This is a genomic window from Pseudomonas sp. DF11, from assembly GCF_058148565.1.
The window spans coordinates 501,117-514,261 of record NZ_JBYVYN010000003.1; the positions used below are offsets into that span (position 1 = coordinate 501,117).

At 60.5% G+C, this 13,145-nt stretch carries 11 protein-coding genes; 3 read left to right on the plus strand and 8 right to left on the minus strand.

Translation table 11 applies throughout. The features are described 5' to 3' along the window. Positions 1 to 14: 14 nt before the first annotated feature. Together AC30D9_RS12760 and AC30D9_RS12765 are read left to right on the plus strand one after the other, a co-directional pair. Entirely contained in the window at positions 15 to 1,076 is a 1,062-nt protein-coding gene (locus AC30D9_RS12760) for a calcium/sodium antiporter (RefSeq protein WP_307576200.1), read from the plus strand. Next, positions 1,073 to 1,447, plus strand: coding sequence for a carboxymuconolactone decarboxylase family protein (locus tag AC30D9_RS12765; RefSeq protein ID WP_490144140.1), 375 nt, complete (start codon positions 1,073 to 1,075; stop codon positions 1,445 to 1,447). The genes AC30D9_RS12760 and AC30D9_RS12765 overlap by 4 nt, the downstream gene beginning before the upstream one ends. Positions 1,448 to 1,500: 53 nt before the next feature. Here the strand turns inward: AC30D9_RS12765 and AC30D9_RS12770 are convergent, their stop codons facing one another. The 6 genes from AC30D9_RS12770 to kdgD form a co-directional block, all read right to left on the minus strand. Beyond that, complete coding sequence (locus tag AC30D9_RS12770) at positions 1,501 to 2,466, minus strand: DUF4917 family protein (protein WP_490144141.1); 966 nt, start codon at positions 2,464 to 2,466, stop codon at positions 1,501 to 1,503. Positions 2,467 to 2,566: 100 nt separating this feature from the next. Further along, complete coding sequence (locus AC30D9_RS12775; RefSeq protein ID WP_134922836.1) at positions 2,567 to 3,508, minus strand: AEC family transporter; 942 nt, start codon at positions 3,506 to 3,508, stop codon at positions 2,567 to 2,569. Between the two features lie 387 nt (positions 3,509 to 3,895). Next, positions 3,896 to 5,449 carry a galactarate dehydratase gene (gene garD, locus AC30D9_RS12780; RefSeq protein ID WP_210642836.1) on the minus strand — a complete coding sequence of 518 codons (1,554 nt, stop codon included), beginning with the start codon at positions 5,447 to 5,449 and terminating at the stop codon, positions 3,896 to 3,898. 13 nt (positions 5,450 to 5,462) lie between these two features. Further along, positions 5,463 to 6,827 carry an MFS transporter gene (locus AC30D9_RS12785; protein ID WP_134922834.1) on the minus strand — a complete coding sequence of 455 codons (1,365 nt, stop codon included), beginning with the start codon at positions 6,825 to 6,827 and terminating at the stop codon, positions 5,463 to 5,465. A gap of 86 nt (positions 6,828 to 6,913) precedes the next feature. Continuing rightward, the gene (locus tag AC30D9_RS12790) at positions 6,914 to 8,359 is read right to left on the minus strand and encodes an aldehyde dehydrogenase family protein (protein WP_134922833.1); all 1,446 of its coding nucleotides are present in this window, start codon (positions 8,357 to 8,359) and stop codon (positions 6,914 to 6,916) included. Positions 8,360 to 8,486: 127 nt separating this feature from the next. After that, positions 8,487 to 9,398 carry a 5-dehydro-4-deoxyglucarate dehydratase gene (gene kdgD, locus AC30D9_RS12795; protein WP_307575610.1) on the minus strand — a complete coding sequence of 304 codons (912 nt, stop codon included), beginning with the start codon at positions 9,396 to 9,398 and terminating at the stop codon, positions 8,487 to 8,489. A gap of 369 nt (positions 9,399 to 9,767) precedes the next feature. Between kdgD and AC30D9_RS12800 the strand changes: the two genes are divergently transcribed. Continuing rightward, positions 9,768 to 10,109, plus strand: a complete 342-nt coding sequence (locus tag AC30D9_RS12800; RefSeq protein ID WP_490144142.1) for a hypothetical protein — start codon at positions 9,768 to 9,770, stop codon at positions 10,107 to 10,109. A gap of 240 nt (positions 10,110 to 10,349) precedes the next feature. On the opposite strand, the gene AC30D9_RS12805 is transcribed toward AC30D9_RS12800, so the two are convergent. Together AC30D9_RS12805 and AC30D9_RS12810 are read right to left on the minus strand one after the other, a co-directional pair. Then, a complete protein-coding gene (locus tag AC30D9_RS12805) occupies positions 10,350 to 11,096 on the minus strand; it encodes a FadR/GntR family transcriptional regulator (protein WP_134922829.1) in 747 nt (248 codons plus the stop codon). 269 nt (positions 11,097 to 11,365) lie between these two features. Further along, complete coding sequence (locus tag AC30D9_RS12810; RefSeq protein WP_307575614.1) at positions 11,366 to 13,093, minus strand: ABC transporter ATP-binding protein/permease; 1,728 nt, start codon at positions 13,091 to 13,093, stop codon at positions 11,366 to 11,368. Between the last annotated feature and the right edge of the window lie 52 nt (positions 13,094 to 13,145).

Here is a 13,145-nt window from a genome sequence, read left to right on the forward strand (position 1 = left end):
TACCGCTGCTCAGCCTGATCGAATTGTTCGGCGCCCTGCTGTTGTTGATTGGCGGCGCCGAACTGCTGGTGCGCGCCGCCGTGGGCCTGGCGGCACGCTTGCAAGTCCGGCCGCTGATCATCGGCCTGAGCGTCGTCGCCTTCGGCAGCAGCGCGCCGCAAATGGCCGTCAGCCTGCAGGCAACCCTGGCGCAGAACGCCGACATCGCCGTGGGCAGCGTGATCGGCAGCGGCATCTTCAACATCCTCGTCACCCTCGGGCTGTCGGCGCTGATCATTCCGTTGCGTGTCTCACGCCAACTGGTGCGCCTGGACATCCCGTTGATGATCGGTGCCAGCCTGTTGGTGTTCGTGCTGGCCTGGAACGAGGAACTGACCCGACTGGACGGCGTTCTGCTGCTGATAGCCCTGGCGGTGTACCTGGGCCTGTTACTGCGCCAATCGCGGCACTCGGGGCGACCGCACGCGGTGGGTATCGACGTGGCGCAGATATCCTGGCCAAAAAGCCTGGCGATGATCGTGCCGGGCCTGGCGATGCTGGTTTTCGCCGGGCACCTGCTGCTGGGGGCGGCGGTGGAAGTGGCGACGGACCTGGGGCTGTCGGAACGCGTCATCGGCCTGACCATCGTCGCCATCAGTACCTCGCTGCCAGAACTCGCCACCTCGCTGATCGCCGCCCTGCGGGGCCAACGGGATATCGCGGTAGGCAACGTGATCGGCAGCAACCTGTTTAACCTGCTGGGCGTACTGGGGGTGACGGCCCTGGCCGCGCCCACGCCACTGTCGGTCTCGCCCAACGCCCTGGATTTCGACCTGCCGGTGATGCTCGGCGTCGCCGTGTTGTGCCTGCCGGTGTTCTATTCCGGTTATCGTGTCACCCGCGCCGAAGGCCTGTTGTTCCTGGGCTTGTACCTGGCCTATGGGTTGCACGTGGTGTCGTTCACCACCGGCATGCCCCTGGCCGGCCAACTGGAACGGCTGATGCTGTTCTATGTGCTGCCGGCCCTGCTCGCGTTTTTGCTGTTCACCTCCCTGCGCGCCTGGCGCCGCCAACATCACAAGAGGGATTTGCCATGACCGACACTCCAAAGACCGGCCTGGACATGCGTCGCCAGGTCATGGGCGACGCATTCGTCGACCGCGCCCTGGGCAACGCCACCGAATTCACCCAACCGTTGCAGGACTTCGTCAACGAACATGCCTGGGGCAGCGTCTGGAGCCGCGAAGGCCTGCCGCTGAAGACCCGCAGCCTGATCACCCTGGCCGCCCTCACCGCCCTCAAATGCCCGCAGGAATTGAAAGGCCACGTGCGTGGCGCGCTGAACAATGGCTGCACGGTAGAAGAGATTCGCGAGGCGCTGCTGCATTGCGCGGTGTATGCGGGCGTGCCGGCGGCAATCGATGCGTTTCGGGCGGCGCAGGAAGTGATCGAGGCGTATGAGCCGTAGAAGGAAAAACAAGTGACAGGCGTGGTGTGTCACGCCTGTCCCGGTTCTCTGGATCAGCGCCAGACCCGAGCACTTTCAGCCTGGAAAAACTCGACCCGGTGCGCCCCCAGGTAAGCCTGGGCCCGCCCCTTCATCAAATCATTGTCCTCGCTGTGCTCGTCACCATAGACACTCACAAAAACTTTATGCACCCGGCTATTTCTTATCTGATCAAAGATGTGCCGGTCATTTACATCGAAGGAATGCCCATAGATGAACAATGCACCTTCCAATTCGCCCAACCGATCAAAACAGTAACTGAGATAAGGGTTGTGCTGGATCCTGACGCGCTTTCGTTCATGGGTGGGCTCTGAAACGAAGGTAGGAAAGCGCTTGTTCCCCATGTTCCATTTCACTTGCTCGATAATCGACTCGCCCTGCTCGGTAAAAGCATGTTTCTTCACACCGGCTTGAGTATCGTAGATATGCAGCCCCCCGTGAAGAAAATGCACATTCTGCGTAGCAGGTCCTTCCCATACCTGGCCCCAGCGAAAGCCGTCGTCTGTCTCGTAGTCTTCCGGCTCGAGACCAGCCTTGTTCCTGGCCCAATAAAACAGCAGGTCGTAGTTAAGGGTAAATACTTCATTGAATGGCTGGAGAAACTTTCGGACCGCCACATACTGCGCATCGGTGACGTCGTGGGGTAGCTCGGGATGGGTCCTGGAGATCACTTCTATCAGGGCGTTCTTGATGACCTCCTGATCCATTTGGACTTCGCTTATCAGGGCAGGATCGGCGTTGTAAACCTTGAGGATCTCTTCAGTCGCAATCAGCTTCTTCATGATTTTCTCAAAGTCATACGTCTTGAACGTGTCAAAAATGCGCCTGACGATCCGTTCTCTTACACCGAACTGAGCACTGGAAAAGAGGCTTTTATAACTGAAGATATTGCTGTTCCAGGCCTGGGAGAATCCATTGGCCAGGAGAATGGAGCGGGGTTCGTACCCGAGGGATGAAAAAGCCTCTTTAAAAGAGATCACAGGGTCTTCCTTGTGGCTGCGTGGTTAAGTCCTGCGACAATGATACCAATGAGCCACCACCCAGGCCATTCTGCCGTTACAACACGAACAAGCCGCGGAATTAAATCCACCCACCCCACTGCAACACAAAAATCCCCAGGTTGGTGGTAATCGCCGCCATCAACGTGGTGATGACGATGATCGCCGCCGCCAGCTCATGGTTGCCCTCGGCCGCCCGGGCCATGACGAAGCTGGCGGCAGCGGTGGGGCTGCCGAAGTACAGGAACAGGATCCCCAACTCTGCCCCACGAAAGCCCCAAAGCCAGGCGCCCAGAGTCGTCAGCAGCGGCAAACCGACCATTTTCACCAGGCTCGAACTCAAGGCCATCTTGCCGCTCTTGCGCAAGGCCGCCAGCGAAAGCGTGCCGCCGATGCAGATCAGCGCCAGGGGCAAGGTCATTTGCGACAGGTAGTTGGCCGAGGTCTCGAACCAGTTCGGCAGGCCGATCTGCCAATAGGCGAACGGCGTGGCGACAATCACGCTGATGATCAACGGGTTGCTGATCACGCTTTTGCAGATGCTCCATGGGTCGGACTTGATCACCGGGCTGTAGACCGCCAGCACGATGGTCGACAGGGTGTTGTAGAACAGGATTACCAGCGCCGCGAGAATCGCCCCCAGGGAAATCCCGTAGTCGCCGTACATGCTCGCCGCCAGCGCCAGGCCGATCACCCCGTTGTTGCCGCGAAACGCGCCTTGGGTATAGATGCCGCGATCCTCGCGCGGGCAACGCCAGATAGCCCAGCCCCACGCCATGGCAAAACTCGCCAGGGTCGCGACGGAGAAATAGATCAGCAGGTCAGGCTGCAACGCCGCGTGCAAGTCGGCATGGAGGATGCCGAGGAACAACAACGCCGGCATGGTGGCGTTGAAGACCAGGGACGAGGCGATGTGGATGAAGTTGTCGTTGATCCAGTCGATGCGCTTGAGCAACACCCCCAGAAACAGCATGGCAAACACCGGCGCGGTGACGTTCAGGGTTTCGAGGAAAATTGCCAGCATGCCGGGGACCTTCAGAGGGGCGTCGTTAGGTGGCTAATGATAAGCCACTCACGGCATTGGCGTCTGGTAGAGCGTTATCGCGAGCAGGCTCGCTCCCACATTTTTCCAGGGTGCTCACAGAAACTGAATTCACTCCAGTCCCTGTGGGAGCGAGCCTGCTCGCGATAGCGGCGGCACATGCAACATCAATCCAAGCTGGACCTCCGCTATCGCGAGCAAGCTCGTTCCCACACTGGATCGGCGGCGGGTACAGAATCCGCATTCACCTCACATTCCCTGTGGGAGCGGGCTTGCTCGCGAAGACGTCGGCACATCCAACATCAATGCAAGCTGAACCTCCGCTATCGCGAGCAGGCTCGCTCCCACACTGGCTCAGTGGTCAACGGATCAAGTAATCGGCGCCGGGTTGAACAACGTGATGTCGTTGTACAGCTTGTGCCGTTCAGCCCAGGTCTGTTTCTTGCCGCTGGCCACGTCCAGGTAATAGTGGAACAGCTCCCAGCCCAGCTCTTCGATCGTCGCGCGTCCGGTGGCGATCCGGCCGGCGTCGATGTCGATCAGGTCCGGCCAGCGCTGGGCCAGTTCGGTGCGGGTCGAAACCTTCACCACGGGGGCCATGGCCAAACCATACGGCGTGCCACGGCCGGTGGTGAAGACGTGCAGGTTCATCCCCGCCGCCAGTTGCAGCGTACCGCAGACGAAATCACTGGCCGGTGTGGCGCAGAAGATCAGGCCCTTTTGCTTGAACCGCTCGCCCGGGCCAAGCACGCCATTGATCGCGCTACTGCCCGACTTGACGATCGAGCCCAGGGATTTTTCGACGATGTTCGACAGCCCGCCCTTCTTGTTTCCCGGTGTGGTGTTGGCGCTGCGATCGGCCTCGCCCTTGGCCAGGTAACGGTCGTACCAGTCCATCTCGCGCACCAATTCCTGGGCGACTTCCCGGGTTTGTGCCCGGGAGGTCAACAGGTAGATCGCATCACGCACTTCGGTGACTTCGGAAAACATCACCGTCGCCCCCGCGCGCAACAGCAAGTCCGAGGCATAGCCCAGCGCCGGGTTGGCGGTGATGCCGGAAAACGCATCGCTGCCGCCGCACTGCATGCCCAGGATCAGCTCCGAGGCCGGCACGGTTTCGCGGCGGCGCTGGTCGAGCTTCTTCAAGCGGGTCTCGGCCAGTTCCATGATCTGTTCGATCATTTCGGTGAAGCCATGACTGGAATCCTGCAAGCGATACAACCACGGCTCGCTGAGATCCACCGAACTGTCGTTCTCATGCATCACCTGCCCGGCCTGCAATTTCTCGCAGCCCAGGCTGATCACCAATGCTTCGCCACCCAGGTTCGGGTTGCGCGCCAGGTTACGCACGGTGCGGATCGGGATGTAGGCGTCGGTGGCGGTGATCGCCACGCCGCAGCCGTAGCTGTGGGTCAGCGCCACCACGTCATCGACGTTCGGGTACTTGGGCAGCAGCTCGTCCTTGATGCGCTTGACCGCATGGTCCAGCACCCCGGTCACGCACTGCACCGTGGTGGTGATGCCGAGGATGTTGCGCGTGCCGACGGTACCGTCGGCGTTGCGATAACCCTCGAAGGTGTAGCCCTCCAGCGGCGCATCGGCCGCTGGCACGTCGGTGGACAGCGGCAGGCTATCCAGCGGCGGCGCGGTGGGCATGCGCAGCTGGTCTTCCTTGACCCAGCTGCCACGGGGGATCGGTTGCAGCGCGTAGCCAATGACCTGGCCGTAGCGGATCACCTCGCCGCCCTCGGGAATGTCTTCCAGGGTGACCTTATGGCTCTGTGGCACAAAGTCGACGGTGACCAGGCCATCCGGGAACTCGGTCCCGGCCGGTACGCCCTGGTCATTGACGACGATCACCACGTTGTCCCGCTCGTGCAGGCGGATGTAACGAGGCGAATCGGCATGTTCAATCAGTTGCATCGATGCCGCTCCTTCAGGATTTAGCTTCAGACAGGCTGGAGATCTCGGCATCCTTGGCCGTGGGTTCCTTGAGCACGACACGCTTGATCGGCCCGACGATGACCAAGTAGCTGAACACCGCCACCAGCGCGTTGCAACCGACGAACACCAGTGCCCACTTGAACGAACCGGTGGCGCTGATGATGTAGCCGATGACGATTGGCGTCGTGATCGATGCCAGGTTACCGAAGGTGTTGAACAGGCCACCGCTCAGGCCAGCGATCTGTTTTGGCGACGTATCGGAGACCACGGCCCAGCCCAGTGCGCCGACGCCTTTACCGAAGAAGGCCAGGGCCATGAAGCCCACTACCATCCATTCGATGTCGACGTAGTTGCACGCCACGATGCTGCTGGACACCAGCAGGCCGGCAATGATCGGCGTCTTGCGGGCGAAGGTCAGCGAGTGGCCCTTGCGCAACAGGTAGTCGGAAATCACCCCGCCCAACACACCACCGATGAAACCGCAGATCGCCGGCAAGGACGCGATGAAACCGGCCTTGAGGATGGTCATGCCGCGCTCTTGCACCAGGTACACCGGGAACCAGGTCAGGAAGAAGTAGGTGATACCGTTGATGCAGTATTGGCCCAGGTACACGCCGAGCATCATGCGGTTGGTCAGCAGTTGGCGAATGTAGTCCCACTTCGGACCGTCGGTTTTCTTATCCTTGCCCTTGTCCTGGTCCATATCGACCATCGCGCCGTTGGCGGCGATGTGATTGAACTCGGCCTCGTTGATCATCGGGTGCTGGCGCGGGCTGTAGATCACTTTCAGCCAGATCAGCGAGAACACGATGCCGATCACACCCATCACGATGAACACGTGCTGCCAGCCGAAGCGGTAGACGATCCAGCCCATCAGCGGTGCGAACAACACAGTGGCGAAATACTGCGCCGAGTTGAAGATCGCCGAGGCGGTGCCGCGTTCTGCGGTTGGGAACCAGGCGGCGACGATCCGCGCGTTGCCGGGGAAGGACGGCGCTTCGGCCAGCCCTACCAGGAAGCGCAGCATGAACAGCGCAACCACGGCCGTGGACAGGCCGAATTCACCGACATAGCCTTGCAGCACGGTAAACAGCGACCAGGTGAAAATGCTCAAGGCATAGATTTTCTTCGACCCGAAACGGTCGAGCAGCCAGCCGCCGGGAATCTGCCCGGCCACGTAGGCCCAACCAAAAGCGGAGAAGATATAACCGAGGGTGACGGCGTCGATGCCGAGGTCTTTTTGCAGGCTGGAGCCTGCGATGGCGATGGTGGCACGGTCGGCATAGTTGATCGTCGTCACCAAAAACAGCATGAGCAGGATCAAATAGCGGACGTGAGTCGGCTTGGTCGCTTGCATGTAAAAGTACTCCCACTATTTATTTTTATGCGGGTCAGCAGATTGTACGGCCGGGGCTGGAAATCCAGCGCCGGCCGGTGTTGCGTTTATGATCCGATGTAAGAGGTCTTCACCACGGTGTAGAACTCTTGCGCGTAGCGACCTTGCTCACGCGAACCATAGGACGAGCCTTTGCGCCCGCCGAATGGCACGTGGTAATCCACGCCGGCGGTCGGCAGGTTGACCATCACCATGCCCGCCTGGGAATGGCGCTTGAAGTGGTTGGCATACTTCAACGAGGTGGTGGCGATACCGGCGGACAGACCGAACTCGGTGTCGTTGGCCATCGCCAGCGCCGCCTCGTAGTCGGCCACACGTACAACGTTGGCCACCGGGCCGAAGATCTCTTCGCGACTGATGCGCATCGAGGCCTCGCTGTCGGCGAACAAGGTCGGCGCCAGGAAATAACCTTCGGTGTCGCACGTCACCAGGCCACCGCCGCTGACCAGTCGCGCACCTTCGCTCTGGCCAATGTCGATGTACTTCAGGTCCTGGTTGAGCTGGGCTTCGGAAACCACCGGGCCGATGTCAGTGCCCGCCTTCAAGGCATGACCAACCTTGATCGACTGCATGCGCTCGGCCATGGCCGCGACGAACTTGTCGTGGATGCCGGCGGTGACGATCAGGCGGCTCGAAGCCGTGCAACGTTGGCCGGTGGAGTAGAAGGCGCTCTGCACCGCCAGTTCGACGGCCTGCTTGAGGTCGGCGTCATCGAGGATGATCTGCGGGTTCTTGCCGCCCATCTCCAACTGCACCTTGGCCTGGCGCGACACGCAGTTGACGGCGATCTGCCGACCCACTCCCACCGAACCGGTGAAGCTGATGCCGTCGACTTTCGGGCTGTTGACCAGCGCTTCACCAACCACACGGCCGCTGCCCATGACCAGGTTGAACGCACCGGCCGGGAAACCGGCGCGGGAAATGATCTCGGCCAGGGCCCAGGCACAGCCCGGCACCAACTCGGCAGGCTTGATCACCACGCAGTTGCCGTAGGCCAGGGCCGGGGCGATTTTCCAGGCGGGGATGGCGATCGGGAAGTTCCACGGGGTGATCAGGCCGACCACACCGAGGGCTTCGCGGGTCACTTCGACGTTGACGCCCGGGCGCACCGACGGCACGTAATCGCCCGACAGGCGCAGGCATTCGCCGGCGAAGAATTTGAAGATGTTGCCGGCGCGGGTCACTTCGCCGATGGCTTCGGGCAGGGTCTTGCCCTCTTCCCGGGCCAGCAGTTGGCCGAGTTCTTCACGGCGGGCGAGGATCTCGCTGCCGACTTTGTCCAACGCATCGTGACGGGCCTGAATGCCCGAGGTCGACCAGGCCGGGAAGGCGGCGCGGGCGGCTTCGATGGCGGCATTGACTTGCGCTGCGTCAGCCTTGGCGTATTCACCGATGACATCGGACAAGTCAGACGGGTTGATGTTGGCGCAATAGTCGGCACCGGCCACCCACTGACCGTTGATGTAGTTATCGAAACGCTTTGCATCTGCCACGGAGCTACTCCTTTTACAAAAGCTGTCTAGGAACGCAGAGCGTCCCTGGCTGCATTCCCATGCGGGGTGTGGGAACGATCAAGCCTTGCAAAAAGCCGCTGATTGATCAGCGGCCTTGTCGGGTCGGTTACTGCTTGCCTTGCTTGTCGATCAGCGCGGCCAGGGCGTCGTATTCTTCTGGCAGCAGATCGGTCAGTGGGGTGCGCACCGGGCCAGCGTCATAACCGACGATCTTCGCGCCGGCCTTGACGATGCTCACCGCGTAACCGGCCTTGCGGTTGCGGATGTCCAGGTATGGCAGGAAGAAGTCGTCGATGATCTTGCCGACGGTCTGGTGATCGTCGCGGGCAATGGCGTGGTAGAAGTCCATCGCGGTTTTCGGGATGAAGTTGAACACTGCCGAGGAGTAAACCGGTACGCCCAGGGCCTTGTAAGCCGCGGCATAGACTTCGGCGGTCGGCAGGCCGCCCAGGTAGCTGAAGCGATCGCCAAGACGACGACGGATCGACACCATCAGTTCGATATCGCCCAGGCCATCCTTGTAGCCGATCAGGTTCGGGCAACGCTCGGCCAGTTGTTCCAACTGAGTGGCGTTCAGGCGGCAGACGTTGCGGTTGTACACCACCACGCCGATTTTTACCGATTTGCACACGGCTTCAACGTGGGCGGCAACGCCGTCCTGGCTGGCTTCGGTCAGGTAATGCGGCAGCAGCAACAGGCCTTTGGCCCCCAGGCGCTCGGCTTCTTGGGCGTATTCGATGGCCTGGCGAGTCGCACCGCCGACACCGGCAAGGATTGGCACGCTGGTGGCGCAGGTATCGACAGCGGTCTTGATGACTTGCGAATACTCGCTGGCGGCCAGGGAGAAGAATTCACCGGTGCCGCCCGCTGCGAACAATGCAGAGGCGCCATACGGGGCCAGCCACTCGAGGCGCTTGATGTAGCTGTCGCGATTGAAATCGCCTTGGGCCGTGAAATCGGTGACCGGGAACGACAGCAGGCCAGACGAGAGGATGGACTTCAGTTCTTGTGGATTCATTATTCGAACACCCTGGGACGCAAATGATGTGTATGAAATGGTTAAGCTTCGGCCAGAAGTTGTAGGTCATCGTACAACTTAAAATAGGAACGTCAACTGCATTTCATCTTTTGTCGGGTGCCGATGCGTCGAGGGGTTGCCGCGAATCCTTGTAAATCGGGGCTTTGAAGAGGATTGGAAGAGGATGGAACTCGCAGGTCGAGCCACGGGACCATTCATCGCCACTGTCAACTCTGCCAGTTGGCGCCGTCACGGCAAGGGGGCATAACCCAGACATGGCCGTGCAATGCCTGGCCGTAGTTCTTCTCAATCTTTTGAGTGAGCCCGCCCGTACGCGACGATCAGGGCCGCCTCACAGGGAGTGACATCATGACGACGTATGCGAAGCCCACTCTTCAGGATTTTCCAGCCAATGAAGAGGTCACGATCAGCTTGTCGAAGATCGAGACGTTGACCATAGAGATTCCGAATGCAGATTTCGAACCGAACTCGTCAGCCCGATTGACCCTCGACTCCAAGCATGTGGGCACTTTTGCCGCCCTGACTGAGGGCGAGGAGTCTACGCCACGCAAGGATGTGACATTGACTTTAACCAACGCCGACTTGATGGCATTCGAAAGCAAATTGGTTGAGCTTCGTTACGAGGTCAGTTACGAGGCCGGCTGGGACAACGATCAATCCGAGCCGCAAATGTTGCGGGTTGAGGCATAAGGCTGATCGCCTACTATCAGACAGACACCCAGATACAAAGCCAGACACCATTCTCTTGTGGCGAGGGAATTTATCCCCGCTGGGGCGCGAAGCGCTCCCAAACTGACATCTCTGGATATCAGGATCGGGTCGACTGCTTTGGGGCTGCTTCGCAGCCCAGCGGGGATAAATCCCCTCGCCACAGAAATCAAGCCCCGGTCCAGACAGAACAGTGACTCACCTCTTCTCAACTGGCAGAACCTAACCCTGCGCCTGCGCCTCTTCATGGGCCTGGCGCAGCCGCTCACGGCTGTTGGTCAGGTGCAGGCGCATGGCCGCTCGGGCCGCGTCGGAGTCCTGGCGGGCGATGGCTTCGTAGATTTCCTCGTGTTCGCGGCTCAGGCGATCCATGTAGTGCTGGTGGTCGTCGTGGGCCAGGCGCGCCGAGTTCAGCCGGGTACGCGGAATGATGCTGGTGCCCAGGTGGGTCATGATGTCGGTGAAGTAACGGTTGCCGGTGGACAGGGCGATTTCCAGGTGGAAGGCGAAGTCCGAAGCCACCGCGTCGCTGGCGTGGGCGGCGCTTTCCTTCAAGGCATCGAGGGCGGCGCGCATCGTCGCCAGTTGCTGGTCGCTACGGCGCTGCGCCGCCAGCCCGGCGGACTCCACTTCCAGGCTGATGCGCAACTCCAGGATCGCCAGCACGTCCCGCAAGGTGACCACCGTGGCCGGGTCGATGCGGAAACCGCTCGGGCTCGGGGTGTCCAGCACGAAGGTGCCGATGCCGTGGCGGGTTTCCACCTGGCCGGCAGCCTGCAACCGGGAAATCGCCTCGCGCACCACGGTGCGGCTGACGCCATGGGCTTCCATGATCGCCGACTCGGTGGGCAGTTTATCGCCACGCTTGAGCAGACCGTCGCGAATCTGCTCGGTCAGCACCGTCACCAGCTCCTGCGCCAGGCTGCGGCGCTTGCGGGGAAGGCGGGGTACGTCGATCGGGTTTTCCATTGTGTCTGTGTCTCGGCAAGCGGCTGAATGACATCATCATAGCGCAACGTGGTTGTATGATCACCGTGAGTGCGGTGGCGAGTCGGATGCTGACACCGAGTCGCCTTCATCGCGAGCAGGCTCGCTCCCACATTGGATCGGTTGCGCAGCTAAATATCATGATCAACACAAATCCAGTGTGGGAGCGGGCTTGCTCGCGAAAGCGGTGTGTCCGATACATCAATACCAACTGACCTACCGCCTTCGCGCTCCCACAGGTTTTACGGTGTTCAGGCGGTCACGGTGCGCTCCACCAGTTGGCCACTTTCGATCCGCACATGTCGCGGGTGGAAACGTTTCAAACTGCTTCGGTGGCCGACGCTGACAATGCTCAAGCCTGGCAACTGGTCGATCAGCGCCTGGTACAGCGTCGCCTCGTCTTCTTCATCCATCGCCGACGTGGCTTCGTCCATGTACAACCATTGCGGTGCGTAAAGCAATGCACGGGCAAAGGCCAGGCGTTGTTGCTCGCCGGGCGAGAGCATGCGCTGCCAGTGGTTGCTTTCATCCAGCCGTGGGATCAGGTGCGGCAGGCGGCAGGTTTCCAGCACCTGTGCATAACGTTCGTTGGGGTAGATATCCCCGGCCTGTGGATAACTCAGCACTTCTCGCAGGCTGCCAATCGGCAGATAAGGCTTTTGCGGTAGGAACAGATAACGCGCCGCCGGCAGAAGAATATGGCCATGCCCAGCGGGCCACAAATGCCCCATTGCGCGAAACAGCGTGGATTTACCACTGCCCGAACGCCCACTGAGCATCACCCGCTCACCTGGCTCCACCGTCATGTCGGCGTCGCTGAGCAGATGACGACCGTCAGCCAGGTCCAGCCCCAGGTTGCGCACCTTCAATGCGTCGCCCTGGTTTTGCACATCGATGGCCGGCACACGGTCTTCGTTGTCGCTCATGGCCTGACGGAAGCTCAGCAGACGATCACAGGTGGCGCGCCACGCGGCGAGGTCGGCGTAGGCACTGATAAACCAGCTGAAGTTCTCCTGCACATTGCCGAACGCCGAGTTGATCTGCATGAGTTCGCCCAGCTGGATCTTGCCGGCAAAGTAACGCGGCGCGGCGACGATGAACGGGAAGATGATGGCGATCTGGCCATAGCCGGAGGTGAAGAACGTCAGGCGCTTGGACACCCGCATGATGTCCCAGAAGTTATGCCAGACCAGGCCGAAACGCCCGCTCAGGCGACGGTTCTCGTTCGGTTCGCCGTTGTACAGCGCAATGCTTTCGGCGTTCTCGCGCACCCGTACCATGGAGAAACGCAGGTCGGCTTCGAAACGTTGCTGGTTGTTGTTCAGGGTGATCAGGCGACGACCGATCAGGTGCGTCAGCCAACTGCCCACCGCCGCGTACACCAGGGCGCACCAGAACATGTAGCCCGGGATGGTGTAGCCAAACACTTCGATACTGCCCGAAACGCCCCACAAAATGATCGAGAACGACACCAGGCTGACCACGGTACGCAGCAGCCCCAAGCCCAGGCTCAGGGTATTGGTGGTGAAGCTGTTGAGGTCTTCGGAAATCCGCTGGTCCGGGTTATCGGTATAACCGCCCTGCTCCAGCCGGTAATAGTTCTTGTCATTCAGCCAACGGGCAAAGTGCTGCTCCGTCAGCCAGGCCCGCCAGCGAATGGTGAGCATCTGCGTCAGGTACAAGCGGTACACCGCACCGAGGATCGCCACCGCCGCGATGCCGCAGAAATACAGGATCAACTGCCAGAACGCCGCGCTGTCCTTCTCTTGCAGGGCGTTGTAGAAATCCTTGTACCAACTGTTGATCCACACCGAGATCGCCACGCTGAACAGCGACAGCGCGATGACAGCGATCAACAACGTCCAGGCCTTGCCCTTCTCCTCACTGCGCCAGTATGGCGTGGTCATTTGCCAGACACGACGGAAAAACTGCCCGCGCACCGCGTCATTGACCGCGGAATATTCAGCGTTCTGATTCATGGTTAAGGCTCAATAGAGAAAAGAACTCGGGCCGATCATAGAGCAACGGCCC